The organism is Streptomyces viridiviolaceus (assembly GCF_014650995.1).
Lineage (GTDB): Bacteria > Actinomycetota > Actinomycetes > Streptomycetales > Streptomycetaceae > Streptomyces > Streptomyces viridiviolaceus.
On sequence record NZ_BMWA01000002.1, the window covers coordinates 290,544 to 317,522 of the forward strand.

The 26,979-nt window shown below is 73.3% G+C and carries 25 protein-coding genes; 7 read left to right on the forward strand and 18 right to left on the reverse strand.

Features of this window, described 5'->3' with window-relative positions; genetic code table 11:
* Positions 1–177: 177 nt before the first annotated feature.
* The 3 genes from IE260_RS03340 to IE260_RS03350 form a co-directional block, all read right to left on the reverse strand.
* Complete coding sequence (locus IE260_RS03340; protein WP_189868919.1) at positions 178–1,470, reverse strand: HRDC domain-containing protein; 1,293 nt, start codon at positions 1,468–1,470, stop codon at positions 178–180.
* A gap of 187 nt (positions 1,471–1,657) precedes the next feature.
* On the reverse strand, positions 1,658–2,320 hold the full coding sequence (locus tag IE260_RS03345) for a response regulator transcription factor (RefSeq protein ID WP_003972894.1): 663 nt from the start codon (positions 2,318–2,320) through the stop codon (positions 1,658–1,660).
* A 343-nt stretch (positions 2,321–2,663) separates the two neighbouring features.
* Positions 2,664–3,341, reverse strand: coding sequence for a DUF3000 domain-containing protein (locus IE260_RS03350; RefSeq protein ID WP_189868920.1), 678 nt, complete (start codon positions 3,339–3,341; stop codon positions 2,664–2,666).
* Positions 3,342–3,502: 161 nt separating this feature from the next.
* Between IE260_RS03350 and hemE the strand changes: the two genes are divergently transcribed.
* The 4 genes from hemE (at position 3,503) to IE260_RS03370 (ending at position 8,315) form a co-directional block, all read left to right on the forward strand.
* The gene (hemE, locus tag IE260_RS03355) at positions 3,503–4,570 is read left to right on the forward strand and encodes a uroporphyrinogen decarboxylase (RefSeq protein WP_189868921.1); all 1,068 of its coding nucleotides are present in this window, start codon (positions 3,503–3,505) and stop codon (positions 4,568–4,570) included.
* A gap of 61 nt (positions 4,571–4,631) precedes the next feature.
* Complete coding sequence (locus IE260_RS03360) at positions 4,632–5,213, forward strand: GNAT family N-acetyltransferase (RefSeq protein ID WP_189868922.1); 582 nt, start codon at positions 4,632–4,634, stop codon at positions 5,211–5,213.
* Between the two features lie 61 nt (positions 5,214–5,274).
* Positions 5,275–6,681 carry a cellulase family glycosylhydrolase gene (locus IE260_RS03365; protein ID WP_189868923.1) on the forward strand — a complete coding sequence of 469 codons (1,407 nt, stop codon included), beginning with the start codon at positions 5,275–5,277 and terminating at the stop codon, positions 6,679–6,681.
* Between the two features lie 104 nt (positions 6,682–6,785).
* Complete coding sequence (locus IE260_RS03370; protein ID WP_189868924.1) at positions 6,786–8,315, forward strand: ricin-type beta-trefoil lectin domain protein; 1,530 nt, start codon at positions 6,786–6,788, stop codon at positions 8,313–8,315.
* Between the two features lie 212 nt (positions 8,316–8,527).
* Here the strand turns inward: IE260_RS03370 and IE260_RS03375 are convergent, their stop codons facing one another.
* Complete coding sequence (locus tag IE260_RS03375; RefSeq protein ID WP_189868925.1) at positions 8,528–9,346, reverse strand: rhomboid family intramembrane serine protease; 819 nt, start codon at positions 9,344–9,346, stop codon at positions 8,528–8,530.
* A gap of 133 nt (positions 9,347–9,479) precedes the next feature.
* Here IE260_RS03375 and IE260_RS03380 point away from each other — a divergent pair, with 133 nt between their 5' ends.
* The gene (locus IE260_RS03380; protein ID WP_189868926.1) at positions 9,480–9,800 is read left to right on the forward strand and encodes a hypothetical protein; all 321 of its coding nucleotides are present in this window, start codon (positions 9,480–9,482) and stop codon (positions 9,798–9,800) included.
* A gap of 52 nt (positions 9,801–9,852) precedes the next feature.
* Here IE260_RS03380 and IE260_RS03385 read toward each other — a convergent pair whose 3' ends face one another.
* Entirely contained in the window at positions 9,853–11,250 is a 1,398-nt protein-coding gene (locus tag IE260_RS03385; protein ID WP_189868927.1) for an FAD-dependent oxidoreductase, read from the reverse strand.
* A 28-nt stretch (positions 11,251–11,278) separates the two neighbouring features.
* Positions 11,279–12,304, reverse strand: a complete 1,026-nt coding sequence (locus IE260_RS03390) for a DUF4349 domain-containing protein (protein WP_189868928.1) — start codon at positions 12,302–12,304, stop codon at positions 11,279–11,281.
* A 163-nt stretch (positions 12,305–12,467) separates the two neighbouring features.
* Here IE260_RS03390 and hemG point away from each other — a divergent pair, with 163 nt between their 5' ends.
* Positions 12,468–13,931 (forward strand): protoporphyrinogen oxidase, encoded by a 1,464-nt coding sequence (hemG, locus tag IE260_RS03395; RefSeq protein ID WP_189868929.1) that lies wholly within the window; start codon positions 12,468–12,470, stop codon positions 13,929–13,931.
* A gap of 4 nt (positions 13,932–13,935) precedes the next feature.
* Complete coding sequence (gene hemQ / locus IE260_RS03400) at positions 13,936–14,667, forward strand: hydrogen peroxide-dependent heme synthase (RefSeq protein WP_189868930.1); 732 nt, start codon at positions 13,936–13,938, stop codon at positions 14,665–14,667.
* A gap of 84 nt (positions 14,668–14,751) precedes the next feature.
* On the opposite strand, the gene IE260_RS03405 is transcribed toward hemQ, so the two are convergent.
* The 12 genes from IE260_RS03405 to zapE all read right to left on the reverse strand — a co-directional run bounded on the left by IE260_RS03405 (position 14,752) and on the right by zapE (position 26,895).
* Positions 14,752–15,540, reverse strand: coding sequence for a TIGR04222 domain-containing membrane protein (locus IE260_RS03405; protein ID WP_189868931.1), 789 nt, complete (start codon positions 15,538–15,540; stop codon positions 14,752–14,754).
* A gap of 101 nt (positions 15,541–15,641) precedes the next feature.
* On the reverse strand, positions 15,642–16,952 hold the full coding sequence (locus tag IE260_RS03410) for an MbnB/TglH/ChrH family RiPP precursor modification enzyme (RefSeq protein WP_189868932.1): 1,311 nt from the start codon (positions 16,950–16,952) through the stop codon (positions 15,642–15,644).
* Positions 16,953–17,100: 148 nt separating this feature from the next.
* Positions 17,101–17,817 carry a peptidyl-tRNA hydrolase gene (locus IE260_RS03415; RefSeq protein WP_189868933.1) on the reverse strand — a complete coding sequence of 239 codons (717 nt, stop codon included), beginning with the start codon at positions 17,815–17,817 and terminating at the stop codon, positions 17,101–17,103.
* 48 nt (positions 17,818–17,865) lie between these two features.
* Positions 17,866–18,060 (reverse strand): hypothetical protein, encoded by a 195-nt coding sequence (locus IE260_RS03420; RefSeq protein WP_189868934.1) that lies wholly within the window; start codon positions 18,058–18,060, stop codon positions 17,866–17,868.
* Positions 18,061–18,078: 18 nt separating this feature from the next.
* On the reverse strand, positions 18,079–18,945 hold the full coding sequence (locus tag IE260_RS03425) for a polysaccharide deacetylase family protein (RefSeq protein ID WP_189868935.1): 867 nt from the start codon (positions 18,943–18,945) through the stop codon (positions 18,079–18,081).
* A 75-nt stretch (positions 18,946–19,020) separates the two neighbouring features.
* Positions 19,021–20,547, reverse strand: coding sequence for an FAD-dependent oxidoreductase (locus tag IE260_RS03430; RefSeq protein ID WP_189868936.1), 1,527 nt, complete (start codon positions 20,545–20,547; stop codon positions 19,021–19,023).
* 55 nt (positions 20,548–20,602) lie between these two features.
* Positions 20,603–22,024 (reverse strand): PhoX family protein, encoded by a 1,422-nt coding sequence (locus IE260_RS03435; protein ID WP_189868937.1) that lies wholly within the window; start codon positions 22,022–22,024, stop codon positions 20,603–20,605.
* 90 nt (positions 22,025–22,114) lie between these two features.
* The gene (locus tag IE260_RS03440; RefSeq protein ID WP_189868938.1) at positions 22,115–22,915 is read right to left on the reverse strand and encodes a slipin family protein; all 801 of its coding nucleotides are present in this window, start codon (positions 22,913–22,915) and stop codon (positions 22,115–22,117) included.
* Positions 22,916–23,037: 122 nt separating this feature from the next.
* Positions 23,038–24,528: a SulP family inorganic anion transporter gene (locus tag IE260_RS03445; RefSeq protein WP_189868939.1), complete on the reverse strand. Its 1,491-nt coding sequence runs from the start codon at positions 24,526–24,528 to the stop codon at positions 23,038–23,040.
* An 8-nt stretch (positions 24,529–24,536) separates the two neighbouring features.
* Complete coding sequence (locus tag IE260_RS03450) at positions 24,537–25,118, reverse strand: carbonic anhydrase (RefSeq protein ID WP_189868940.1); 582 nt, start codon at positions 25,116–25,118, stop codon at positions 24,537–24,539.
* Positions 25,119–25,194: 76 nt separating this feature from the next.
* Positions 25,195–25,596, reverse strand: a complete 402-nt coding sequence (locus tag IE260_RS03455) for a hypothetical protein (RefSeq protein ID WP_189868941.1) — start codon at positions 25,594–25,596, stop codon at positions 25,195–25,197.
* Between the two features lie 177 nt (positions 25,597–25,773).
* A complete protein-coding gene (zapE, locus tag IE260_RS03460; RefSeq protein WP_189868942.1) occupies positions 25,774–26,895 on the reverse strand; it encodes a cell division protein ZapE in 1,122 nt (373 codons plus the stop codon).
* Positions 26,896–26,979: the final 84 nt, after the last annotated feature.

The window sequence follows — 26,979 nt, forward strand, 5'->3', positions numbered from 1 at the left end:
AAAGGGGCGCGGGGAACTGCGCGCCCGACCACGACGAACCGGCAGCCGCCCACGAGGAGAACCCGGCAGACGCTCAGCGCGTGTCCCGGGAACGGGTGCCTGCGAAAACACCCCCGCAGACACGCCCCGCCCCGACGGACCCGCAGCCGCCGCCCACGGCAGGAACCCCGCGGACGCTCAGCGCGTGTTCCCCGCCGAGGCCAGCGCAGCGACAAGTACCGGCGTCACCTGCTCCACCTGCCAGGGCCGGGCACCGTACCCGGCGAGGGCCGCGCCCACCGACTCCGCGTCGACGACCTTGGGCGGCTCCCAGCAGACCCTGCGCACCGTGTCGGGGGCGATCAGGTTCTCCTGCGGCATGTTCAGGCGCTCGGCCACCGCCGAGACCGCCGTCCGCGCGGCGGACAGCCGGACCGCGGCGGCCGGGTCCTTGTCGGCCCACGCGCGCGGCGGCGGGGGACCGGCCACCGGCTGTCCGGGCTGCGGCAGCTGCGATTCCGTGAGGCTCTTCGCCCGGTCCACCGCCGCCTGCCACTGCTCCAGCTGCCGGCGGTTCACGCGCCCGAACCCGTTCAGCGCGGCCAGCGCGTAGGCGTTGGCCGGCATCGCGAGCGCCGCCTCGACGATGGCCGCGTCCCCGAGGACCTTGCCCGGCGAGACGTCCCGGCGCCGCGCGATCCGGTCCCGGGTCTGCCACAGCTCCCGCACGACGGCGAGCTGCCGCCGCCGGCGCACCTTGTGCATGCCCGACGTGCGGCGCCACGGATCCTTGCGGGGCTCGGCCGGCGGGGCCGAGGCGATGGCGTCGAACTCCTGCCGGGCCCACTCCAGCTTGCCCTGCCGGTCCAGCTCCTTCTCCAGGGCGTCACGCAGGTCGACGAGGAGTTCCACGTCGAGCGCGGCGTAGCGCAGCCACGGCTCGGGCAGCGGGCGCGTCGACCAGTCGACGGCCGAGTGGCCCTTCTCCAGCACGAAGCCCAGGACGTTCTCCACCATCGCGCCGAGACCGACCCGCGGGAAGCCGGCGAGCCGTCCGGCGAGCTCGGTGTCGAACAGGCGGGTGGGCACCATCCCTATCTCACGCAGACAGGGCAGGTCCTGCGTGGCGGCGTGCAGCACCCACTCGGCGCCGGAGAGCGCCTCGCCGAGCCCGGACAGGTCGGGGCAGGCCACGGGGTCGATCAGCGCGGTCCCGGCGCCCTGGCGGCGCAGCTGGACCAGGTAGGCGCGCTGTCCGTAGCGGTAGCCGGAGGCGCGTTCGGCGTCGACGGCGACGGGGCCGCTCCCGGCGGCGAACGCGGCGGTCACCTCGGCGAGGGCGACCTCGTCCGCGATCACCGAGGGAATGCCCTCGCGCGGTTCGAGCAAAGGTATCGGCGCCTCCGAAGCAGAAGATCCGGCCTCGTCCGGAGGGGCGCCTCCGGTGGTTCGCAGTGAACGGTCTGCTGCGGTTTCGTGGGCGTCGGTCACCTGTCAAGAGTATCTGTGTATCGACGGCGCCCGCCGACGGAACGTTCCGTCGGCGGGCGCCGGGGGGTCGTAAACCAGTCAGGGCGGTGAAAGATCGGGTCCACGGTCGGCGGTGGGGGCGGTCCGGGACCGGCGGTGATCTCTGTTCACGCCGGTGAACGGTGGGGGAGAGGGGACGGCACGGGGATCAGTGGATGATGCCGGTCCGCAGGGCGACCGCGACCATCCCGGCGCGGTCGCCCGTGCCGAGCTTGCGGGCGATGCGGGCGAGGTGGCTCTTGACGGTCAGTGCGGACAGGCCCATCGAGACGCCGATCGCCTTGTTGGACTGGCCTTCCGCGACCAGTCGCAGCACCTCCACCTCGCGGCCGGACAGCTCGCGGTAGCCGCCCGGGTGGCTCGGGGCACCCGGGGGGCGGCGGTGGAGACGGGCGGCGGCGGCACCGATGGGGGCGGCGCCCGGCCGGGTGGGGAGCCCGACGTTGGTACGGGTGCCGGTGACGACGTAGCCCTTGACGCCGCCGGCGAGGGCGTTGCGTACGGCGCCGATGTCGTCGGCGGCGGACAGGGCGAGCCCGTTGGGCCAGCCGGCGGCGCGGGTCTCCGACAGCAGGGTGAGACCGGAGCCGTCGGGGAGGTGGACGTCGGCGACGCAGATGTCGCGGGGGTTGCCGATGCGGGGACGGGCCTCCGCCACGGACGAGGCTTCGATGACATCGCGTACACCGAGCGCCCAGAGATGGCGGGTGACGGTGGAACGGACGCGCGGGTCGGCCACGACGACCATGGCGGTCGGCTTGTTGGGGCGGTAGGCGACCAGGCTTGCAGGCTGCTCGAGGAGAACGGACACCAGGCCTCCTGGGTGCGGGACGGGGTCGGCTCGTGGGGGGAAGAAGCCGGGACGAACCGTGCTTTCAAGGTCACAGTCGTCTTCGGCACCGAACCGGTCCGCCTTTAGGGAATGATCACGATCTGGTGAGTAACAATCTGCGCAATTCGGACACGCGATCGATCATTCGAAGATCGAACGGGTCCGCTCTGCGTCGATACGCGCTCGAAAGTGTCCGTGTCGACAAAGTGACGGACGATGCTGCACATGGGCAGGAAGTCCGGCGAAGAGCCGCCGAGGAGCCGAGGAGAAGAGCCGCGAGCAGAGTCCTGCCGGGTCCGGAAAACGCCGGGGGCCGGTGCGCCTACCGCGCCTGCGGCCCGCGCCGCTGGGGCAGCGTCACCACCGACGCGTCCCCCGGGCCGGCCGGCGGCAGACCCGCGACCTGGGCCAGCAGATCGCACCAGGAGGCCAGGTGGGCGGCGGTGTCCGGGACGCCGCCCAGGCCCTCGCGCGGCGTCCAGGAGGCGCGGATCTCGATCTGCGAGGCGGCCGGGCGGTCCGCGAGGCCCCCGAAGTAGTGGGAGCTCGCGCGCGTGACGGTGCCGCTGGGCTCGCCGAAGGCCAGACCGCGCGCCTGGAGGGCGCCGGTGAGCCAGGCCCAGCACACCTCCGGCAGCAGGGGGTCGGCGGCCATCTCCGGCTCCAGCTCCGCGCGCACCAGCGTCACCAGCCGGAAGGAGCCCTGCCAGGCGTCGTGTCCGGCCGGGTCGTGCAGCAGCACCAGGCGCCCGTCGGCCAGGTCCTGGTCGCCGTCGACGACCGTCGCCTCCAGCGCGTACGCGTGCGGGGCGAGCCGCTGCGGCGGGCGCGTCGCCTCCACCTCGATCTGCGGCCGCAGCCGGGCGGACCTGAGCGCCTCGACGGCGGCGCCGAAGAGCGGCGGAGGCGCACCGGCGCCATGCCGGGCTCCCCCCTCGGTGTCCTTCGGTTCGTCCATTCCGCCAGCGCCGTCCGACAGTCGTCCCTGAGCCGCAGCCATGCGGGGAAGATTAAGCGGAACGCGGCCGCGTCGCAGGGAGGGACACCCGCGTGCGGGCGCGATGTCCGGATCACACCGCGCCACGGGGGCGCGCCCGGACGTTCGGAGGGTGTGCGCCCCGCGGTCCGGCGCCGTCGGGCGGACATGCGAGACTTGCCGACGTGAGTGCCAACCAGAGCCCCGCGGGCAAGCAGCCGACCGCCACGTACGAGTCCGCATTCCTCAAGGCGTGCAGGCGCGAGGCAGTGCCGCACACGCCGGTGTGGTTCATGCGCCAGGCCGGGCGTTCGCTGCCGGAGTACCGCAAGGTGCGCGAGGGCATCCCGATGCTCGAGTCCTGCATGCGGCCGGAACTGGTCACCGAGATCACCCTTCAGCCGGTGCGCCGGCACGGCGTGGACGCGGCGATCTACTTCAGCGACATCGTGGTGCCGCTCAAGGCCATCGGCATCGACCTGGACATCAAGCCGGGCATCGGCCCGGTCGTCGAGAGCCCGATCCGCTCCCGCGCGGACCTGGCGCGGCTGCGCGACCTGACCCCCGAGGACGTCTCCTACGTCACCGAGGCGATCGGCCTGCTCACCCGCGAGCTCGGCGGCACCCCGCTCATCGGCTTCGCGGGCGCGCCGTTCACCCTCGCGAGCTACCTCGTGGAGGGCGGTCCGTCCCGCAACCACGAGCACACGAAGGCGCTGATGTACGGCGACCCGCAGCTGTGGGCCGACCTGCTCGACCGGCTCGCCGACATCACGGCCGCCTTCCTGAAGGTGCAGATCGAGGCCGGCGCGAGCGCGGTCCAGCTCTTCGACTCCTGGGTCGGCGCCCTCGCCCCCGCGGACTACCGCAGCTCGGTGCTGCCCGCCTCGCGCAAGGTCTTCGAGGCCGTCGCCGGGTACGGCGTGCCGCGCATCCACTTCGGCGTCGGGACCGGCGAGCTGCTCGGGCTCATGGGCGAGGCCGGAGCGGACGTCGTCGGCGTCGACTGGCGCGTCCCGCTGGACGAGGCCGCCCGCCGCGTCGGCCCCGGCAAGGCGCTCCAGGGCAACCTCGACCCGGCCGTCCTGTTCTCCTCCCGGGAGGCGGTCGAGACCAAGACCCGCGAGATCCTGGACGCGGCGGCGGGCCTGGAGGGCCACGTCTTCAACCTGGGCCACGGCGTCCTGCCGTCCACCGACCCGGAGGCCCTGACCCGGCTCGTGGAGTACGTCCACACCGAGACCGCGCGCTGAACCACAGGCGGGCCCGGCGGGAAACCGACCGCCGCCGGGCCCGGCGTGACATCGTGGTGCCATGACCATCGACGTGCGCCCGGCCTCGGTCTTCGAGGACGTCCGCGCCGTGCTCGGCCCGAAGTCCCCGACGGCCAAGGTCTGCTGGTGCCTCAGCCACCGCATCCCGTCCAAGCTCAACAACGAGCTGCGCGGACCGGCCCGCGGCGAGTACGTGGCCGGGCTGTGCGACGCGGATCCCCCTCCGGGGGTGCTCGCCCACGACGGGGACGAGCCGGTCGGCTGGGCCGCCGTGGCACCGCGCTCGGAGACCTCCTTCGCCCGCAACCGCAGGATCCCGCACGTCGACGACCTGCCGGTCTGGTCGCTGTGGTGCATCCGCGTGCGCCCCGGTCACCGCAAGAGGGGCATCTCGCACGCCCTCATCGCCGGCGCGGTGGCCTTCGCCCGCGAGCACGGCGCACCGGCGATCGAGGCGTACCCCCTCGACAACGGTGACGCCAAGGTGGACCTGACCATGGCGTACGCCGGGATCCGGAAGAACTTCGAGCGCGCCGGCTTCGTGCACGCCGCCGACACCACCTCGGTGCTCGCAGGTCATCCCCGGATCCTGATGCGGCTCGACCTGCGCCCGGAGTCTTGAACAATTCTCAGCTTTACTGATGTGATCTGCGGCACTGCCGACCGACCGTGCCGGAGGTCCCATGTACCGCCGTCTGCTCGCCGCGCTCGTCTGCACCGTCCTGCTGTCCGCCCCGACCGCCCACGCGAAGGCCGCCGCCGAGGACCACCGGGACCCGCCCCCCGGGATACCCCGGCTCACCGACGACCGGGGCCGCGTCCTGACCCTGCGCGGCTGGAACGTCGAGGACAAGACCCACCGCGGCGAGGCCGCCCTGTCCGCGATCGGTGAGCGCCACTTCCGGGACCTGCGGGCCCGGGGCTTCAACTTCGCGCGGCTGCTGGTCTTCTGGGACGACCTCGAACCCGAGCGGGGCCGTTACAGCGAGAGGTACCTCCGCAAGATCGAACGCGTCCTGGACTGGGCGCACAAGCACCGCGTCCGGGTGCTGATCGACGCGCACCAGGACGTCTTCGGGCCCGCTTTCGGGCACCGCGGCATCCCCGAGTGGGCGACCAGGACCGACGGGCTGCCGTTCTCCCCGCACCCCGACGACTGGTTCGCCGAGTACTTCGAACCGGCCGTGCAGCGTGCGTTCACCCACCTCTACGAGGACCGGGACCTGCGGCGCGCCCAGGCGGACATGTGGCGGGTGCTGGCCGCACGCCTCGGGGACCATCCGGCCGTACTCGGCTACGACCTGATCAACGAGCCCATGGGCGAGATCGCGCCGGGCGAGGACCTGCCCACGGCCGCCCGGCGCATCGAGCGCGATCAGCTCACGCCCCTGTACAACCGCCTCGCCGACGCCGTCCGCTCCGTCGACGACGACTCCTGGATCTTCTTCGAGCCGACCCCCATCGTCGGTGAGGGCGTCCCGACCGGGCTGGGCCGGATCGACGACCCGAAGGCCGTCTACGCGCCCCACTTCTACAACACGGCGATGGAGGCGGGCGCCGACTACGACCCCTCGGCGGGCTGGATCGAGGCGTACGAGTCCGCGGTGACCGTCTACCCGCGCCGGTACCGCGTCCCCGTCGTGGTGGGGGAGTGGGGCCCGCTCAACAACTCCCTGCCGAACATGGGGCGTTTCTACCGCGACGCCCTGTCGTCCCTGAACCGCTACAGCTCCGGCTGGGCGGGCTACGTCTGGTGCTACGGCGGCGGTTACTGCGCCGTCGACGCCGAGGGGCGCTTCCGGACCAACAAGGAGCAGACCGCGGCGCCGTACGCCCCGGCGGTCGCCGGCCGGGTCACCGCCGAGGCGTACGAGCCGGACGGCCGCGCCTTCCGGCTGTCGTACCGGGCCGGGCGCGGTGTCACCGAGATCTCCGTGCCGCCCCGGGCGGGCGGCTGGCGCATCGAGCTGACCGGGGCCGCCCGGACCGGCACGCCCGTGCTGCCCGGGGACCGCGCGGCGACCGCGCGCGTACTGGCGCGGCCCGGCGCGCACGTCACCGTCGTCGTCACTCCGCGCCCGCCGCGCTGACTCCCGGACCAGCCGCAAAAGTTGAGCAGTTGTCTTGTTTCAGCCGTTCCCCCGGTGCCTACCGGCCAGTACAACCCCTGGTAACCCCACCACCAGGAGGTGCAGTGAAGGGCACACGGCACAGACATCACTGGCTGACGGCGGCTGCCGCCGCGGTGGCGGTGGCATGCGGAACCATCACCGCCGCCGCCCCCGCACAGGCCGCCCGGCCCGGCTCCGCCGAGTCCGTCTCCTCCGTACCGCTCTCCCCGGAACTGGAGGCCATCCGCGCGGCCGAGGCCACCGAGATCTACGGAAGCCCCGGGGAACGGCCTCTCGAGGACCGCAGGACCAGCCTGATCTCCCTCGGCGACAGCGAGATCTCCGGCGAGGGGATCGGCACCTACGAACCCGGCACCAACGGTCCCGACAACTGGTGCCACCGCTCGCCGGACGCCGCCATCCACCGCACCGGGATCCCCGCCGACCTCACGTTCAACGTGTCCTGCTCCGGTGCGTACACCGGTAACATCCGCATCGGCGGCTCCAAGCAGTACGCCGACGAACTCGTGCAGAGCGACAGCCTCGCGATCAAGGCGCGCAACACCCGCGTCAAGATGGTGCTGCTGGTCGCCGGAGCCAACGACGACCTCCAGTTCGGCCCCGTCATGACCGACTGCGTCACGCGCTACCTGCTAGTCCAGGGCCCCTGCGAACCCAAGTACGCCCCCGGCTGGCAGGCCCGCGTCGACGCTCTCGTGCCCAAGGTCGAGCAGACCGTGCGCGACCTGAAGAGCGTGATGAGGGACGCGGGTTACGCCGACGGCGACTACAGGCTCGTCGTCATGGGCTACCCCAGCCCGATCGGCCCCGACTTCCGCGACAACCCGGACTTCGCCGGCAAGCTCGCCTGCGGCGGCCTGGGGTACGACTCCGACACCGTCTGGGGCCGCAACAGCGCCGTCCCCGCCTTCGAACGCGGGATGCGCAAGGCCGCGGCCGACACGGGCGCCGTCTACCTCGACAACTCCCGGCTCTTCCACGGACACGAGGTCTGCATGGAGGACACCTGGGCCCGGGGCGCCTACATCGACCTCTCCAAGCCCGGCCTGCCGGACGAGAACTCCCTGCGCCAGTCCTTCCACCCCAACGAGCGCGGCCACGCCGCCTTCGCCTCCTGCCTCACGCAGCTGTACGACTCGGGTGCCGACGAGGCGAGTTGCGCGGACGTGGGCTCCTCCGGGCGGCCGGTCCTCTTCCCGTACGCCTGGGACACGGTCTACCGGCCGCTGACGGACCGGGCGACCGGCACCTGCGTGGACGTCGACGCCGCCGAGAGCGCCAACGGCACCCGCGTCCTCGGCTGGGCTTGCCACGGTGGGCGCAACCAGGGCTGGTGGTACGACCCGGCACGGGGCACCATCCACACGGAGCTGACCCAGGACCGCTGCCTGGACGTCCCCGACACCAGGTACCCGGCCGGCACGGGTCTGGTCCTGTGGAACTGCCACGGCGGGACCCACCAGAAGTTCGTCCGTGACGGGGCCACGATCCGGCCGACGGCCGCGCGGGGGCTCTGCCTCACCCTGGCCGGCCCGGGCCAGCCGCTGCGGATCCAGAACTGCGACGGTTCGGCGAACCAGCAGTTCGCGTAGGTACCGCCGCCGTCCCCACCCCGGCCGCGCCCGCCTGCCGAACAGCGGCCCGCGCGGCTCCGGTGGGGGCGGGTACCTGCCGCACGACGGCTCCGTCGGCACTCGTACGGACGACTTCCAGGACGGGACGGACGACTCCCTCGTCACCGATCTTTACCTGACGGCCCATCGGGTAGGCCGGTATCGGGTCACCGTAAGCCTGCGGCAGGCTCCTACGGGGCCCGCCGGGCCTGCCGGCCGAAGAGGATGCCGCGTGGTTCCGGTGGTGGGGGAGTGCCGGGCTTGAGGGGCCAGGCGATCAGCATGCCCGCCAGGAAACCCGCCACATGGGCCAGATAGGCCACGGTGCCGGCCTGGGAGACACCCTGCCCGGACGAGTAGACCGCCTGGATCCCGAACCAGGAGCCCAGCACGATCCAGGCCGGCAGCCGGAGCGGCAGGAAGATCAGGAAGGGGACGAGGACCCACACCCGGGCCCTCGGGAACAGCACCAGATACGCGCCGAGGACCCCGGCGATCGCCCCGGACGCGCCGACCAGGGGGTCGGCGGAGTCGGAGTTCGCCAGGGCGAAACCGTAGGCACCCACGTACCCGCACACCAGGTAGAAGAGGGTGAAGCGGATGTGGCCCATCCGGTCCTCGACGTTGTTGCCGAAGATCCACAGGAAGAGCATGTTGCCCAGCAGGTGCAGCCAGCTGCCGTGCAGGAACATCGCCGTCAGGACGCTCAGCTCCGGGGACTTGTCGTAACCAGGCGGTCCGATCACGCAGCCCGGTCCCTGCGGGCCCACCCCGACGTCCCCCGTCGGCACCAACCGGGGCATCCGGTGGTGGAGCAACTCCTGCGGCACCGCCGCGTAGTGGTCCAGGAACGCCTCGTAGTGGCACAGCTCCGCGAGATTCGCGTCACCGGCCACGGAGCCGGCCAGACCGGGCGTGAACACGAAGACCAGGAAGTTGGCGACGATCAGTGTGTACGTCACCCAGGGCGTGCCGCGCACCGGGTTCACGTCATGGACGGGGATGACCACGAGGAACTATTGCCCGTACGGCGGCGGGCGAATCGGCACGCGGTCCTGAACGCCGCCGTCCGGGTCTGCGTATGTCCTTTCAACGGCCCGCGGCTCGGGGAAGGCGGCTGCGGGGACGACGTGAGGACAGGCGATGAAGGACCGAGTCACCCCCGCTATGCACGCCCTGCCCGACGGTGAGGCCGAGGTCGCCCTCGTGCTGCGCCTGCCCTGGGAGGACGTCGCCAGGCTCGGCCAGGAGGCCGGACGGCTGGCCGCGCAGATGCAGCGGCCCGTGACCCTGGACGAGGCGGTGAGTCACCGCCTGCGCTCCGCACGGGGCGCCGCGCACGCCAAGCCGGCCGGGGAGCAGCCGCCGGCCGTGACGGCACCGGCGTCGGTGTCGTCCCTGCCCTCGCGGCCGCCGGCCGAGCAGGCACGGCAGGCGATCGACCGGATCAACGGGACGGCGTAGGGAACGCGCCGGGCCTCGCCCGGCACGGCGGCCCGTACCGGGCGCCCGCCTGTCAGGACTGCTGCGCCACCGCCCTCGCCGCCTTGCGGGCGGCCACCAGCACCGGGTCCCACACCGGGGAGAACGGCGGCGCGTAGCCCAGGTCCAGGGCGGTCATCTGTTCCACCGTCAGGCCGGCCGTGAGCGCCACCGCGGCGATGTCGACCCGCTTGCCCGCGCCCTCACGGCCGACGATCTGGACACCCAGAAGCCGGCCGGTGCGGCGCTCGGCGAGCATCTTCACCGTCATGGGCGAGGCGCCCGGGTAGTACCCGGCGCGACTGGTGGACTCGATGGTCGCCGTCACGAACTGCAGCCCCACCCGGCGCGCGTCCTTCTCGCGCAGTCCGGTCCGGGCGATCTCCAGGTCGCAGACCTTGCTGACGGCGGTGCCGACCACTCCCGGGAAGGTGGCGTAGCCTCCGGCCGCGTTGGTGCCGATGACCTGGCCGTGCTTGTTGGCGTGCGTGCCCAGCGCGATGTGCCGCTCCTGGCCGGAGACCAGATCCAGCACCTCGACGCAGTCGCCGCCCGCCCAGATGTTCTCGTGCCCGCGCACCCGCATGGCCAGGTCGGTCAGCAGACCTCCGTGGGCTCCGAGCGGAAGGCCGGCGTCCGCGGCGAGCCCGGTCTCGGGGCGCACACCGATGCCGAGCACCACCACGTCGGCCGGGAACTCGGCGTCCTCGGTGGCCACCGCGCGCACCCGCCCGTCGTCGCCGGTGAGCAGCTTGGTGACCTCCGCGTCGTTCACCATGGTGATGCCGAGGCCCTCCATGGCCTCGTGCACCAGGCGGCCCATGTCCGGGTCGAGCGTGGACATCGGCTCCCGGCCGCGGTTGACCACCGTCACCTCGTAGCCCCGCTTGATGAGCGCCTCGGCCATCTCCACGCCGATGTAGCCCGCGCCGACGACCACCGCGCGGCGGCCACGCGTGGCCGCCAGCGTGTCCAGCAGTTCCTGCCCGTCGTCCAGCGTCTGCACGCCGTGCACCCCGGGCGCGTCGACGCCCGGCAGGTCCGGGCGGATCGGACGGGCGCCGGTCGCGATCACGAGCTTGTCGTACGACGTCCAGGACTCCGCCCCCGAATCGACGTCACGCGCGCGTACCCGCCCGCCCGCGACGTCGATCTCCGTGACCTCGGTGCGCATCCGCAGGTCGATGTCCCGCGCCCGGTGCTCCTCGGCCGTACGGGCGATCAACCGGTCCCGCTCGGGGACGTCGCCGCCCACCCAGTACGGGATGCCGCACGCGGAGAACGAGGTGAAGTGGCCGCGCTCGAACGCCACGATCTCCAGTTCGCCGGGCCCCTTCGACCGGCGTGCCTGCGACGCCGCGGACATCCCCGCGGCGTCGCCGCCGATCACCACCAGTCGCTCTCGCGTACCCCTCGCAGCGTTCATGCTCATGCGAACACGCTACGGGGGGCGGGGCATTTCAGTCCCGTTCGCCGCCGGACCCCGCGCCGGGCGCGGGCTCGGGCGCCTGCCGGGCCGCCGGCAGCGGGCCCAGCGCCGTCATCGGGGGCTCGGTGGCCGGGCGGCGCGGCAGCCGGGGCCGCACCACCCGCAGCCACAGCAGCAGGAGCAGCGCGGCCACCGCGGCGAACGGCAGCACCGCGCCCAGCGCCACGGCCAGCCAGCGCAGCATGGTCACGAACGCGTCCCAGCCGCCCGCCAGCGCGTCCATGAACCCGGGGTCGTCGTTCTCCTCCTGCGGCTTCACCGGGGTCTCGGACAGCGACAGGGTGATGGTCGCCAGGCTCGTCCGGTCCTTCAGCGACTCCTGCTGGGCGAGCAGCGCCTCCAGCTCGGCCTGGCGGGAGCTCAGCTCGCCCTCCAGGGTCACCACGTCGCTGAGCCGGGTCGCCCGGTCCATCAGCTCGCGGACGCGGGCGACGCTGGCGCGCTGCGACTTGATGCGGCTCTCCACGTCGACGACCTGGTCGGTGACGTCCTGGGCCTTCGCGTTGCGCTCCAGGAGCTTTCCGGCGCCCTCCAGGTCGTCGAGCACCTCGTCGTACTTCTCGACGGGCACGCGCAGCACGACCCGGGTCTGCTCGTGGCCCTCCTCGTCCCGGTCGGTGTTCTCGTCGCCGACGTAGCCGCCGGCGTTCTCGGTCGTGGTGCGGGCCGCGTCCAGGGCCTTGGGAACGTCCTTGACCTGCACGGTCAGCGACGCGGTGCGGATGATGTGGCTCGGCGAGACCTTGGGCGGCGCGGTGGCCTGGGAGGCGTCGGCCCGGGAGGAGCCGGCCTCTGCGCCGGCGGAACCCGCCCGCCGGTCGTCGGCCTGGGGCCCCAGGGCCTCCTTGGCGGCGCCGCCGGCGGAGTCGGAGCCGTCGTCCGCGCCGCTGCACCCGGCGAGGGCGAGGGCCGCGGCCAGCACCAGCCCGGCCAGGGCCGGGACGGGGCGCCGCGCGGAGCGTCGGGCGGATGGTCGTGGTGAACGTGGTGCGCGCATGTGGGCTTGCCCCCCGGGACGTCGTGACGACTGATGCTCCTACGACGCCGGCACCGGCCCGGAACGTTTGCGGGAAAGGGTCCCGAAGAGGTCACGGTCCGGACTCGCGCCGGACACCGGGCCTGCGGGACGCACTGTCGGCGGGGTCTGAGAGGCTGGGCCCATGTGCGCAAGCGAGACCCGTACCGGCACGGGGCATGTCGTCGTCATCGGGGCAGGCATCGCCGGACTGGCCGCCGCCCACCGGCTGCTTCTGCGTGGCGCGCGGGTGACCGTGCTGGAGGCGTCGGACCGCGTCGGCGGCAAGCTGCTGCCCGGCGAGATCGCCGGGGTCCGCGTCGACCTGGGAGCCGAGTCGATGCTGGCCCGCCGCCCGGAGGCCGTCGGCCTCGCCCGCGAGGTGGGGCTCGCCGACCGCCTGCAGCCGCCGGCCACCGCGACGGCCTCCCTGTGGACCCGCGGCGCCCGGCGCCCCATGCCCAAGGGGCACGTCATGGGCGTCCCCGGCACCGCGTCCGCCCTGTCGGGCGTCCTGTCCGAGGAGGGGCTCGCCCGCATCGAGCGCGACGCCGAGCTGCCCCGCACGGAGGTCGGCGACGACGTGGCGGTCGGGGAGTACGTGGCGGCGCGGCTGGGCCGCGAGGTCGTCGACCGCCTGGTCGAGCCGCTGCTGGGCGGCGTGTACGCGGGCGACGCGTACCGCATCTCGATGCGGTCGGCCGTGCCCCAGCTCTTCGAGGCCGCCCGGACGCACACCTCCCTGACCGAGGCCGTGCGCGGCATCCAGGGCCGGACCGCCGCCGCCCCGCAGCAGGGGCCGGTGTTCATGGGCATCGAGGGCGGCATCGGCACCCTCCCCCTAGCGGTCGCGGAGTCGGTGCGCGCCCGGGGCGGCGAGATCGTCACCGAGGCGCCGGTGACCGAGCTGCGCCGCACGGCCCCGGACGGCTGGCGGGTCGTCGCCGGCGACCGGGTGCTGCACGCCGACGCGGTCGTCGTCGCCGTCCCGGCACCCGCCGCCGCCGGCCTGCTGCGGGCCGAGGCCCCCGCCGCCGCGGCCGAGCTGGCCGCGGTCGAGTACGCCTCCATGGCCCTGATCACCCTCGCCTACCGCCGCTCCGACGCCGCCGCGCTCCCCGAGGGCAGCGGCTTCCTCGTGCCGCCGGTCGACGGGCGCACCATCAAGGCGTCCACGTTCGCCTCCCGCAAGTGGGGCTGGATCGCCGACGAGGACCCGGACCTGGTCGTCCTGCGCACCTCCGTCGGGCGGTACGGCGAGACGGGGATCCTCGGCCGCGACGACGCCGGGCTGGTGGCCGTCTCCCGGCACGACCTCGCGGAGGCGACGGGCCTGACCGCCGAGCCCGTCGCGGCCCGCGTCACGCGCTGGCAGGACGGCCTGCCCCAGTACCCCGTCGGCCACCACGCGCGCGTGGCCCGCATCCGTGAGCAGGTCGCCGAGCTCCCCGGCCTGGCCGTGTGCGGGGCGGCGTACGACGGCGTCGGCATCCCGGCGAGCATCGCGAGCGCGTACGCGGCCGTCGACCAGATCCACGGCGACCTGCGAGGTGTGGAGGAGCTCACCGCCCACCCGGTGCAGAGCCTGCACGGCGGAGCGGGAGAATAGGACCATGAGTGACGACGCCTCCACCCCCGCCGCCGAGCGGATCCCCAATAAGGGCAAGCTGGCCAAGGACCTCAACGAGGTCATCCGCTACACCCTCTGGTCCGTCTTCAAGCTCAAGGACGTGCTGCCCGAGGACCGCGCGGGTCACGCCGACGAGGTCCAGGAGCTGTTCGACCAGCTCGCCGCCAAGGACGTGACGGTCCGCGGCACCTACGACGTGTCCGGTCTGCGCGCCGACGCCGACCTCATGATCTGGTGGCACGCCGAGACGGCCGACCAGCTCCAGGAGGCGTACAACCTCTTCCGCCGCACGAAGCTGGGCCGCGCGCTGGAGCCCGTCTGGTCGAACATGGCGCTGCACCGCCCCGCCGAGTTCAACCGCTCGCACATCCCGGCCTTCCTGGCCGACGAGACGCCCCGGAACTACATCAGCGTCTACCCCTTCGTGCGCTCCTACGACTGGTACCTGCTGCCCGACGAGGACCGGCGCCGCATGCTCGCCGACCACGGCAAGATGGCCCGCGGCTACCCGGACGTGCGCGCCAACACCGTCGCCTCCTTCTCCCTCGGCGACTACGAGTGGATCCTCGCCTTCGAGGCCGACGAGCTCTACCGCATCGTCGACCTCATGCGCCACCTGCGCGGCTCCGAGGCCCGCATGCACGTCCGCGAGGAGGTCCCGTTCTTCACGGGCCGCCGCAAGGACATCGGCGAGCTGGTGGCCGGGCTCGCCTGACCGTGCCCTCGGGCCCGGGCCCGCGCTCGGGCCCCGGCTCCGCGGGGAGGCGGCCCCCGAGCAGGTGCGCCGCCTCCCGCACCCTCACCCCCTGCGGTCCTCCTCCAGGTACTCCTCGCGGTGGGCGAAGGCCGCGCGCAGGTCCGGTTCGCCGATCGCGTGCACGCCCAGGACCGCGACGGACGTCAGGTACGTACGGTCGTCGACGGGGCCTTCGGACCGCCGGGCGAGAGTGGCGAGCAGCCGCTGTCCGGCCGGGGAGGCCCAGCGCGAGTACGGGTGGATCTCCATGCGCGCGATGGCGAGGCAGCTCAGGGTCAGGGCGAGCGGCAGCGCGAACCACAGGGCGATCAGGTGCCGTGGCACGTCCGTCGGGACGGGCAGCGCGACGGCCACCGCGCCCAGCAGGCACACGGCCACGGCGGCGAACCGCACCCGCCGGACCCCGGCCGCGACGGAGCGGGCACCGTCCGGTACGGCGAGGCCCGCGCTGACGAGCCGGTCGGCCAGGCCCCGCACCGCGTCCGCGGCGGCAGCGGCGGCCCGCACGGGGGCGATCCGGGACTGTCCCTCCGGCCCGATGGCACCTATCACGGACCGCTCCATCTCGTCCCGGCCGCGCGGGTCGACCACGGTCGCCCAGCCGGTGTGGGCGAGCAGCAGTCGGCGCTGGCGCGCCATGGACACGAGCGTCAGGTCGGCGACCCGCCGCGGCCCGCCGGACAGGAACGCCGCCTCGTACAGCGTCAGATCGCGTCCGCGGCCGGCGGCGCCGGTGTCGACGGCCGCGTCACGCACGGCCGCCAGGCACAGCCGTGTGCACGCCGTGGCGGCGACGGCCCAGGCGGGCAGGAGGAGAAGGACCCAGAACATGCCGTTTTTCTATGCCAAAGGCTTTCGCCGGCGCCATGCCCTGTTCACATTCCGGGACGCAGGTATGTGACGTTCCGTTTGATGCGCCGGTCACCACCGTCTCAACGGCGCAACAGCGCCCGCCGGGTCGCACGTGCCAGCCGCACCCCCGGGCGCCGCGAACGCGGCACCGGCCCCGACCGTTCCAGCCACCACTTCCGCAGCTCCCGCCGCACCCGGGCGTCCCCGGGCTGTCCGTCGCGCCACAGCCGTTCGGCGAAGTCCAGCGCGTCACGCCGGTAACCGCCGGTCATCGGATGCCCCTGGGCGTAGCCGAGGAAGGCGGGCCGGTAGGCCGTACCGAGGATCTCCGGCAGTTCGGGCGCGACCTTCGCCACCACGTCCGCCCGCTTCCCGGCGAGCGCCCGCGCCTGCACCCCGAGCCGCACCCGGTCGAACCCCTCGGGCACGGGCGTCCCGGCGACCAGCGCGGACAGCAGCGCGGTCTGCGCGAGGGCGAGCCGCCGACGCGCGGCCTCGGGCTCGGCCGCCCGCTGCGGGGACCGCCGCCCCGGTGCCGTGGATCCGGAGAGCGCCCCGCCCGAGGCCCGCCCCTTCTCCACGGCGGCACGGATCGCCTCCACCTCGCCCTCCAGCTCCGCCGGCTCGGGGAAGTTCTCGTCCCGCTCCAGGAGCACGCCCGGCGGCGCGACGCGCGCGGCGAGGTCGGTCAGGATGTCCAGGACCGGCTCCGGCACCGGGTGGGCATGGCTGTCGTGCCAGACGCCGTCCCGCTGGAAACCGCCCGCGACATGGACGTAGGCGATGGCCTCCAGAGGCAGTTCGGCGAGCGCCTCGGCCGGATCCTCACCGCGGTTGACGTGGTTGGTGTGGAGATTCGCGACGTCGATCAGCAGCCGAACGCCGGTGCGGTCGGCCAGTTCGTACAGGAACTGTCCCTCCGTCATCTCCTCGTCCGGCCAGGAGAAGAGCGCGGCGATGTTCTCGACGGCGAGCGGCACGGGCAGGGCGTCCTGGGCGATGCGCACGTTCTCGCAGAGGACGTCGAGGGCGTCCCGGGTACGCGGCACGGGCAGCAGGTGCCCGGCCTCCAGGCGCGGGGAGGCGGTCAGGGGCCCGCCCGCCCGGACGAACGCGATGTGCTCGGTGACCAGCGGCGAGCCCAGCGCCTCGGCCCGCTCGGCCAGTGCCGTGAGCCGTGCGGCGTCGGGCCGCTCGGCACCGCCGAGCCCCAGCGAGACGCCGTGCGGCACGACGGTCACGCCGCGCCCGCGCAGCCTGATCAGCGAGTCGGGGAGGTGGCCGGAGCAGACGTTCTCGGCCACGACCTCGACCCAGTCGATCCCCGGCATGCGCTCCACGGCGTCGCCGATCTCCGGCCGCCACCCGATGCCCGTCCCCAGCCGCTCCATGGCCCGTCCCCCTTCTTGGCGCCGGTCGCTCACGCTCGACGGGGGTATGGCCCCGGCGGTGGCGGACGAATCCCGTGGAGGGTGTGTTCAGAGCAAGATCTGAGGTTGCCGCCGGAATCCCCGCCACCGTCGGTCCGGCGGCGCGGACCTACCGCAGCGCCGGATGATCCGCCACCACCGTGCACGAGCCGGGGGCGATCTCCGTGAACCCCGCGTCGCGGACCACCGGCAGACCGCTCGTGGTGAGCCGCTTCCACCGCTCGGGGTCCGGGGTGCGCACCGCCAGGGGGAAACCCGCGTCGCGCCAGGCGGTCCGCTCCTCGTCCGGCAGTTCCCACCAGGCGAGCTGGGCGCCGTGGCCGGCCTGCGCCATCGCTTTGCCCGCCGACATGCCGAGGTCGGGATTCATCCACAGCACCGGCGCGGCCGGGTCGGCGGCCACCGGCGGCTCGGGGTCGTCGAGGTCGGTGCCGGAGACCTGGAGACGGGCGAGGTCCTTGGGCCAGCCGTCCAGCGGGACCGGCGGGAAGACCCGCACTTCCGCCGCCTTGCCGGTGACCGTGATGCCGTCCAGCGCCTCGGCCCGCCGCCACTCGGCGCCGCGCGCCCGGCGCACCACCTTGCGGATCCGGGCGTCCTGCCAGTCACGCATCGCCTGCGCCCATGCGCCGTCGCCGGTCGACCGGGCGTCGCCGAGCATCACCAGCACCGCACGGGCCGCGGTCTCCAGGGCGTCCGTGCGGGCCGGCGGCGCGGCCCGCTCGATGCGCACGACCAGCGGCAGGACGAACTGCGGCGCGAGGTCGCGGTCGCCGGGCTCGGCACGGAAGGGACTGTCGTTCACGGGCGTCGGATCGTTGCTCACGCCCACCAGTCTGCCAAGCCGATCGGCGCGCGAGGGCGGGCGGGCCGGTCACCCGGAGCACGACGTGCGCTGGGCCTCCTGCCATTCGCAGGCCGGGCAGAGGGTGATCCCCTTGTAGGACTCCGGGTACTCGGTCGGCTCCCGGCACAGAACGCACTCCGCGTACGGCGGGCCGTCGGCCTCGGGCGGCCTGGTCGCGCCGATCGGACAGTAGTCGTCCGGACCGTGGTCGTTCTCGCTCATGTCTCCAGCGTAGGACGGTCAGCGCCGCCCGTTCGCGGCGCCGATCAGCTCGGAGACCTTCACGAAGCGGAAGCCCCTGCGGCGCAGTTCGGGCACGATCGTCCGCACCGCCGGCTCGGTCACCGGGGCGGCGCTGCGGGTGCAGTGCAGGACGACGACCGACCCCGGCCGTACGCCGTCCAGGACCTGCCGGGCGACGGCGTCGGCGTCGGTCGCGAACGCGTCCCCGCTCACCACGTCCCACTGCACGGCGGTGACGCCGGTGGCGCTGATCTCCCTGAGGGCGGCGCGGTCGTAACAGCCGCCGGGGAAACGGAAGTACGGCATCGGGCGCGGTACTCCGGCCTCGCGGAGGGCCGCGTACGCCCGCTCGACGTCGGACCGCATCCGCTCGCGGGACACGGTCGGCAGGCCGTGGCAGTCCTCGGTGAACGCGTAGTGGCTGTAGGAGTGGTTCGCCACCTCGAAGTTCGGGTCGTGGCCGAGGGAGCGTGCCTGGTCCGGGTACTCCTCTGCCCACCGTCCGGTCATGAACACCGTGGCCGGCACCTTCAGCCGCCGCAGCGTCGCGAGCAGCGGCGGATTGTCGAACCGTTCGCCCGCCGCCGCCCGCGGTCCCTGATCGGCGGTCATGTCGGCGTCGAAGGTGAGGGCGACGGTCTTGCCGCGGGCCCGTGGTCCGTGGGCGAAGACGGGGGTGAGTCCCGCCGGGCCGGGCGCGACCGTCGGCGCCCGGGACGGGGCGGGGGAGGAGGGGACGACCGAGGTGGCGGAGGGGGCCGGACGGGGCGCCCGTGCCGTACGGGCGGGGCCGCAGGCGGCGAGGGCGGCGGCCAGCGCGCAGAGGGCGGTCACCGTGGTCACACGTCGCACGTGGGGGATCACTGAACGAACGTATGAGTGTGATGTTCAGTTTGTGTGACTATCCGTGGTGACGTGCCGGGGAGTCACCCTCCCGGGTCAGATGTCCCGCCGCTCCAGCGGCTTGGTGGCCGGTCCCTCGATCACCTTGCCGTCCGTGTCGAAGCGCGAGCCGTGGCAGGGACACTCCCAGGCGCGTTCGGCGGCGTTGAAGCTGACCAGACAGCCGAGGTGGGTGCAGCGCGGCGAGACGGCGTGCAGAGTCCCGGCGTCGTCGCGATGGACGGCGAGCCGGTCGCCGCCGACCCGGACCACGGCGCCTTCACCGGGCGGCAGGGAGTCGACGGGCGGCGCGGGCCTGAGCCGGTCGCCGACGAAGTGCCCGGCGACCTCGGCCTGCAGCTTCAGCAACGCCGGCGCTTCACGCACCGCGGTACGCAGCCGGCGCGGATCGTACAGGCCGCTCCACGCACACTCCTCGCCGGTGATCTGCGCGGTGAGCAGCCTGCCCGCCATCATGCCGCCGCTCAGTCCCCAGCCGCCGAAGCCGGTGGCGACGTAGGTGTGGTGCGCGCCCGGGTGCAGCGGACCCACCATGGGCACGGTGTCCGTGGGGTCGATGTCCTGCGTGGCCCAGGCGTAGGTGAGGTCGACCCCGGGGAAGTGATCGTGCGCCCAGGCGGACAGGCGGTCGAAGCGCTCCCGGGTGTCGCCGGTGCCGGGGGTGAAGTGCTCCCCGGTGACGACGAGGAGCCGGTCCCCGGACTCCCCGTCCAGCGGCGCCGTACGGACCGAGCGGGTGCCCTCGTCCGGGGTGATGTACATGCCGTCCGGATCACGGTCGGTCCCGATGTTCCCGGCCACGACCAGTTCCCGCCGCGGAGAGAGACGGGCGAACAGCAGCGCCCGGTCGAAGATCGGGTAGTGGGTGGCGACCACCACGTCCCGGGCGGTCACGGTCGCACCCGTCCCGGTCGACACCCGGCACGGCGTGCCCTCGTCCAGGCCGTGGACGGTGGTGTGCTCGAAGATCCGCCCGCCGCGCGCCACCAGGTCCTCGGCGAGGGCCAGCAGGTACTTGCGCGGATGGAACTGCGCCTGTCCCGTGACCCGCACCGCGCCCGCGACGGGGAACGGCAGCCCGGTCTCCGTCACGAACGACGCCGGCAGCCCGGCCTCCTTCGCGGCGGCCGCCTCCGCCCGCAGCTCGTCCACGCGGCCCGCGTCGCAGACGTAGGTGTAGGCGCTGCGCGACTCCCAGTCGCAGTCGATGCCCAGCTCGGCCACGACCTCGGCGGCGTGCTCGATCGCCTCGGTCTGTGAACGGGCGTACAGCCGGGCGCCCTCGGTGCCGCGGGTGCGGCGCAGCTTGTCGTACTTCAGGGTGTGCAGGGCGGTCAGCTTGGCGGTGGTGTGGCCGGTGACGCCGGCGGCGACCCGCCCGGCCTCCAGCACCGCCACGCTCCGCCCGGCCCGCGCCAGCTCCCAGGCCGTGCTCAGCCCGGCGACTCCGGCGCCGATCACGGCCACATCGACGTCGAGGTCGTCCTCCAGTGCGGGTCGGGCGGCGCCGCCCGGTGCGGTCCGAAGCCAGTAGGAGCCGCTGACGTGCGGTTTCTCGGTCATGCGGCCCCGAGTACCCCGTTGCCGCGGCTTCAGTGACCGGGCGGCGCGCGGCCGGCTACCTGCGCCAGGGGCCGGTCACCGCGAAGGTCGTCCCCGGCGTGTAGCAGTTGACGTACATGGTGTCGCCGTCGGGGGAGAAGGTGACCCCGGCGAACTCGCCCCACTCGGGCTCCGCCTCCGTGCCGATGTTCTGCCGGCCGCGGGCCATCGCGTACACCTCGCCGCGCCGGGTCACGCCGTAGACGTGCTGGGCGCCGTTGCCGTCCTCGCAGACCATGAGACCGCCGCTGGGCGCGAGACAGATGTTGTCCGGCGACTCGCCGGGGAGCTGGACGTCGGTGTCCGGGCCGAAGACGATCACCAGCGTCAGCCGGCGCCGGTCGGGGTCGTAGCGCCAGATCTGGCCGTAGTGGTCGGCCGCCGAACCCTCCGCGCTGCGGGCGAAGGACGACACGAAGTACACGCTCCGTCCACCCCAGTAGCAGCCCTCCAGCTTCTGCGCGTGGGTGATGCCCCCGGGCCCGAAGTCCTGCAGGCGGATGGGGGTTTCGACCGCCAGCGGGTCGGGGACGTCCACCCACTCGACGCCGTCGAAGGAGGCGCCGGTCTCCTGGATCGAGGACAGGTCGGGCACGCCCGGCACACGCATCGCCTGGAGCCGGCCGCCCGCCCGCAGCGAGCCCGTGCCGCCCAGCGGCTTCTCGGGCAGGAACCGGTAGAAGAGGCCGAACGGCCGCTGGAAGGCGTCCTCCGTCTCGTACACGATGCCCCGCCGCGGGTCCACGGCGACCGCCTCGTGCTGGAAGCGGCCCATCGCGGTCAGCGGCACGGCACCGGTTCGGTGCGGGTCGGCCGGATCGACCTCGAAGATGAAGCCGTGGTCCTTGGTGTAACCGCTGGTGCCGGCCTTGTCCTCGGTCTCCTCGCAGGTCAGCCACGTGTGCCAGGGGGTGGGGCCGCCCGCGCAGTTCACGGCCGTCCCGGCGATCGCGACCCGCTCGGCGAGGACACGGTTGCGGGAGTCCAGGGTCAGCGCCGTGCAGCCGCCCTTGCCGGCCGGGTCGTAGGTCAGGCCCTCGACCGTGGGCACCGGGACTCTGCCGGTCGCGCGGTTCTCGTGGTTGCGGACGAGGTGGACCCGGCCGTGCCGGCCGGGGAAGGCCGACATGCCGTCGTGGTTGGACGGGACCGGGCCCTCGCCGGAGCGCAGCATGTCGCCCTCGCGGGACAGGACCCGGTAGCGGAACCCCTCGGGCAGGTCGAGCAGTCCGTCGGGGTCGGGAACCAGCGGGCCGTAGCCGCTGTGGCCCAGGGTCTGCGCGGCGGCCGTGCCGGCGAAGAGTTCGGAAAGGCTTCCGGCGAAGGCGATCGAGACGCCCAACGCGCCGGTGCGGGCGAGCACTTGACGCCGTGACGCACGGCCGTCGGCGAGGCCGGTGCCGCTGTCGGACAGGGTCCCGGGCGTGTTTTCGGGCATGGGGCAACCTTCCTGCTGGCGGACAGGGACGGTGACCCCGCTGTGTCTATCACCTGCTACGAGCCTCGGGAACCACGCGTGCTACACGCGTCACTTCCGGGCTCCCCTCTCGACGGCACCGTCGGACGGCGCCTGCTGCGCCTTCTCCAGGAACCGCAGCAGTTCCACGGGGAAGGGGAGTACCAGCGTGGAGTTCTTCTCGGCGGCGACCGCGACGACCGTCTGGAGCAGCCTCAGTTGCAGCGCGGCGGGCTGGTCGGCCATCTGCCCGGCCGCCTCGGCGAGCTTCTTCGACGCCTGGAGCTCGGCGTCGGCGTTGATGATCCGGGCCCGCCGCTCCCGGTCGGCCTCGGCCTGCCGGGCCATGGAACGCTTCATCGTCTCCGGCAGGGACACGTCCTTGATCTCGACCCGGTCGACCTGCACACCCCAGCCGACCGCCGGGCTGTCGATCATCAGTTCCAGGCCCTGGTTGAGCTTCTCCCTGTTCGACAGCAGGTCGTCCAGGTCGCTCTTGCCGATGATCGAGCGCAGCGACGTCTGAGCCATCTGGGAGACGGCGAAGCGGTAGTCCTCGACCCGGATGAGCGCGTTGGCCGCGTCGACCACCTTGAAGTACACGACGGCGTCGACCCGCACCGTCACGTTGTCCCGGGTGATGCCCTCCTGCGCGGGCACCGGCAGCGTGACGATCTGGATGTTCACCTTGTGCAGCCGGTCCACGAACGGGATGATCATGGTGAAACCGGGCGGGCGCACCTCGCCCGCGAGCCGTCCGAGCCGGAGGACCACCCCGCGCTCGTACTGCTTCACGATCCGCGCCGCCGAGACGACGTAGACCACCCCGGCGCTTCCGACGGCGGCGGCCGCGGTGAGCAGTTCCTCGAGCATGACGACCCCCTCGCGCAGAGGTCCGTTTCACGTGCACTTATCACGATATGCCCGACGCCCGGTCCGGGGCCATGGCCAGGACCGGGCGTCGGGCACGAGCGGATCACCCGTGCGAGTGGCGGCTACACCGCCGCCTTGGCGGGCTCCGTCACCTTCACGGGTTCCGTGCCGCTCGCGCTGTGCCGCTCGGCCCAGTTCTCCAGCGCCGTCCGGCAGGCGTGGTCCAGGTGGTGCAGCCCGGACAGGTCCAGCTCGACCGGGCGGTCCTGCGGCAGCGCCTCCAGGCTCTCCAGGATCCTCGGCAGCCGCAGGAAGGTGGCGTTGCCCGACAGGTACGCCTGGACGGGGCCGGCGCCCTTGTCGACGACCTCCAGCCTGAGGTGCGAGGCCTCCCAGGCGGTCTTGACCACGGACAGGGCCAGGCCGATCAGCACGCCCTCGAACATGTTGACCGCGACGATCGACACGGCCGTCACCACCAGGATCAGCGCCTCGCCCCGGTGCGCCCGCCACAGCGACACGATGCCGCGGAACGGGATCAGCTTCCAGCCCGCGTGGACCAGGATGCCGGCCAGCGCGGGCAGCGGGATCAGAGCCAGCGCGGAGGGCAGCAGTGCGGCGAACAGCAGCAGCCACACACCGTGCAGGACCCGGGACGCCTTGGTGCGCGCCCCGGCGCTGACATTGGCGGAGCTGCGCACGATGACCGCGGTCATCGGCAGGGCGCCGAGCAGGCCGCACACCGTGTTGCCCGCGCCCTGCGCCATGAGCTCCTTGTTGTACTCGGTACGCGGGCCGTTGTGCAGCCGGTCCACCGCGGCGGCGCTGAACAGGCTCTCGGCCGAGGCGATCAGGGCGAAGGCGAGGATCGTGCCGATGACGCCGACGTTCGCCAGCTCGCCGAAGCCCTCCGAACCGGGCGGCTGGACGGAGTCCAGCAGGCCGTTCACCTCGACGGTCGCCACCGACAGGCCGGACGCCAGGGTCACCAGCGTGGCCAGGACGACCGCGGCGAGCGCGCCGGGGACGGCCTGCGCCCGCTTCGGCAGCCGCTTCCACAGCACCATCACCGCGACGGTGCCCGCGCCGACCGCCAGCGAGGTCAGTGCCTCGCCGCTGCCCAGCGCGTCGGCGACGGCCCCCGGCAGCCCCAGGATCTTGTCCAGGCCGGAAGCGGGCGCCTCCAGCCCGGCCGCGGCGTACAACTGGCCCGCGATGAGCACCAGGCCGATGCCGGCCAGCATGCCCTCGACGACCGACAGGGAGATCGCCCGGAACCAGCGCCCCAGCCCCAGGGCGCCCATGGCGAGCTGGAGCAGCCCGGCGGCCAGCACGATCACGCCGAGCGCGGGCAGCCCGTACTCGTCGACGGCGCCGAAGACCAGCACGGTCAGCCCGGCGGCGGGCCCGGACACCTGCAGGCTGCTGCCCGGCAGCAGACCGGTGACGAGACCGCCCACGATGCCGGTGACCAGTCCCAGCTCCGCCGGCACACCGGAGGCGACGGCGACGCCCACGCACAGCGGGAGGGCGACCAGGAACACGACGAGCGAGGCGGTGAAGTCCCGCCGCAGATGGGGGTACTTCCCCGCGTGCTTGGTTATCGCGGTCATGGCCCGGCTCACAGGACCTCGAAGGCGTCGGTGTCCGCGCGGTACTGGCGCACGGCACCGGTGTGGACCTCGTAGTACCAGCCGTGCAGCCGGATCCGGCCGTCCGCCAGCCGCCGCTCGACGCACGGGTAGGACCGCAGGCGCAGCAACTGGGCCAGGACGTGGTGCTGCACGGCCTCGGCGACGGTCGGGTCGGCGGGGTCGGACGGCTTCGGCTCGTCCGCGGCGTGCGCCAGCCACTCGCGCACGGCGGGTACGGCGGTCAGGTCGTCGCCGCGCACCAGCGCGCCCACGGCGCCGCAGTGCGAGTGGCCGCAGACCACGACGTCCGTCACGCCGAGGACCTGCACGGCGTATTCGATGGTGGCCGCCTCGCCCGTGGGGCGCCCGGCGGCGTACGGCGGGACGATGTTGCCCGCGGTGCGCAGCTCGAAGAGCTCGCCGGGCCGGGCACCCGTGATCAGGGCGGGCACGACCCGCGAGTCGGAGCAGGTGATGAACAGGACTTCGGGCGACTGGCCTTCGGCGAGCCCGGCGAACTCCTCAGGGCGCTGTCCGAACGTGCGGGCGTTGTCGATGAGGGGTTGCATGATGTGGTTTTTCCTCCTGGCGCGCCGTGGGGGACGCGTCGGATGTGCAGGACAGGGTGGGGGCTGCTCTGCGAACTCAGCAGCGGAAGACCTGAAGTGCCGCCGGGGAGTGGGTCGTCGACGATCTCGACGGGTGCCGGTGCGCGCTGCCGGACGCGGCCCGTTCGGGCGGGGTCTCGGCGTGCCGGCGCGCGAGGGGGCGCTCCGGGGTCTCCGGTGCGGAGGGGGCGGCGGCACGGTGCCGGTCGCGGAGGCGCGGGGAACCGTTCGGGCTCCCGGGCTTTCCGGCGTCGTGGCAGGTGACGGTTTCGCCGCGCGGGGCCGTTCCGGACGGGTCGAATCCGGGGGCGGCCTTGGCCACGGCATCACGACTCGTATGCGCGGATGCGAAGGATGCGGAGGGGGTGAGGAAGTGGAGGGCGAGCAGGACGGCGGCGAGAAGCGCAACGATGGTCCGGGCCCTCGTGCCCTCGAACATGCGCCTCCCTCCAGGTGGTTCACACCTCTGATGCACCTCTTGTGCGCACACCAACGCTTGGTCAATGCTTGGTCAAGAAACACGTTAACCCTGCAAGGTCGTTTGCAGGGTTAACCAAGCGTTACGAGTCGAAGAGAGCCTGAAAATCGAGGGTGGGTTGGCGCGTTCGGGCCGATCTCAGCCCATGTCGACGAGGCGGGCGGCGTCCCGGGCCAGCGCGGTGAGCCGGGAGATGGCCCGGAAGTACTTCTTGCGGTACCCGCCCTTCAGCATCTCCTCGCTGAACAGCCGGTCGAAGGGCAGACCGGAGGCCAGGACGGGCACCTCCCGGTCGTAGAGCCGGTCGGCGAGCACGACGAGCCGGAGAGCCGTCGACTGGTCCGGCACCGGGCGGACCCCGGTGAGGCACACGGCCTCGATGCCGTCGGTCAGCGCCCCGTAGCGGCTGGGGTGGACGCGGGCGAGGTGGTCGAGGAGCGCGGGGAAGTCGTCCAGGGAGGCGCCCTCGGTGGCCTGCGCGGCCCGCGTCACCTGCTCGTCGGAGTACGGCGCCGGCGCCTCGGGCAGGCCGCGGTGGCGGTAGTCCTCGCCGTCGATGCGCAGGGCGCGGAAGTGGGCCGACAGGCCCTGGATCTCGCGCAGGAAGTCGGCGGCCGCGAACCGGCCCTCTCCGAGCTTGCCCGGCAGCGTGTTGGAGGTGGCGGCGAGCGCGACGCCCGCCTCCACGAGCCTGCCGAGCAGGGAGGAGACGAGGACGGTGTCGCCGGGGTCGTCCAGCTCGAACTCGTCGATGCACAGCAGCCGGTGCCCGGACAGGGTCTGGACGGTCTGCTGGAAACCGAGGGCGCCGACCAGGTTGGTCAGCTCCACGAAGGTGCCGAACGCCTTGCGGGACGGCTCGGCGGGGGTGGCGTGCCACAGGGAGGCCAGCAGGTGGGTCTTGCCGACGCCGTAGCCGCCGTCGAGGTAGACGCCGCGGGGGCCGGCGGGGGTCTTCGGGGCCTTGCTCCGTCCGAAGCCGAGGAAACCGCGCCTGCCGCCGTCGGCGGCAGGCGCCTGGCCCAGTCCGGACGCGAAGCCCTCCAGGACCCGCACGGCCTCGCTCTGGCTGGGCTGGTTCGGATCCGGGATGTACGTGCTGAAGCGGACGGAGTCGAAGCGCGGCGGCGGCACCATCTCGGCCACCAGCCGGTCCGCGGGTACGTGCGGCTCACGGGCGCACAGGGACAGCGGGGCCGTCCCGGCTATCGGGGCGGAGCCGGGGGTGGCGGAACCGGGGGCGGGGGAGGAGGACGACACGGTTGTCCATGGTAGGGCCTGCGGGGCGGGTGCCCGGCGGGCGGGCGGAGGGAGGGGGCCGGCGGGCCGGTGCTTCGGGCTGCC

Coding starts and splice junctions, on each gene's coding strand:
- IE260_RS03350 (WP_189868920.1), bottom strand. CDS start 3,341: ATGGCTGCGGCTCAGGGACGACTGTCGGACGGCGCTGGCGGAATGGAC.
- IE260_RS03360 (WP_189868922.1), top strand. CDS start 4,632: ATGACCATCGACGTGCGCCCGGCCTCGGTCTTCGAGGACGTCCGCGCC.
- IE260_RS03365 (WP_189868923.1), top strand. CDS start 5,275: ATGTACCGCCGTCTGCTCGCCGCGCTCGTCTGCACCGTCCTGCTGTCC.
- IE260_RS03380 (WP_189868926.1), top strand. CDS start 9,480: ATGAAGGACCGAGTCACCCCCGCTATGCACGCCCTGCCCGACGGTGAG.
- IE260_RS03385 (WP_189868927.1), bottom strand. CDS start 11,250: ATGAGCATGAACGCTGCGAGGGGTACGCGAGAGCGACTGGTGGTGATC.
- IE260_RS03390 (WP_189868928.1), bottom strand. CDS start 12,304: ATGCGCGCACCACGTTCACCACGACCATCCGCCCGACGCTCCGCGCGG.
- hemG (WP_189868929.1), top strand. CDS start 12,468: ATGTGCGCAAGCGAGACCCGTACCGGCACGGGGCATGTCGTCGTCATC.
- hemQ (WP_189868930.1), top strand. CDS start 13,936: ATGAGTGACGACGCCTCCACCCCCGCCGCCGAGCGGATCCCCAATAAG.
- IE260_RS03405 (WP_189868931.1), bottom strand. CDS start 15,540: ATGTTCTGGGTCCTTCTCCTCCTGCCCGCCTGGGCCGTCGCCGCCACG.
- IE260_RS03410 (WP_189868932.1), bottom strand. CDS start 16,952: ATGGAGCGGCTGGGGACGGGCATCGGGTGGCGGCCGGAGATCGGCGAC.
- IE260_RS03420 (WP_189868934.1), bottom strand. CDS start 18,060: ATGAGCGAGAACGACCACGGTCCGGACGACTACTGTCCGATCGGCGCG.
- IE260_RS03430 (WP_189868936.1), bottom strand. CDS start 20,547: ATGACCGAGAAACCGCACGTCAGCGGCTCCTACTGGCTTCGGACCGCA.
- IE260_RS03435 (WP_189868937.1), bottom strand. CDS start 22,024: ATGCCCGAAAACACGCCCGGGACCCTGTCCGACAGCGGCACCGGCCTC.
- IE260_RS03440 (WP_189868938.1), bottom strand. CDS start 22,915: ATGCTCGAGGAACTGCTCACCGCGGCCGCCGCCGTCGGAAGCGCCGGG.
- IE260_RS03445 (WP_189868939.1), bottom strand. CDS start 24,528: ATGACCGCGATAACCAAGCACGCGGGGAAGTACCCCCATCTGCGGCGG.
- IE260_RS03450 (WP_189868940.1), bottom strand. CDS start 25,118: ATGCAACCCCTCATCGACAACGCCCGCACGTTCGGACAGCGCCCTGAG.
- IE260_RS03455 (WP_189868941.1), bottom strand. CDS start 25,596: ATGTTCGAGGGCACGAGGGCCCGGACCATCGTTGCGCTTCTCGCCGCC.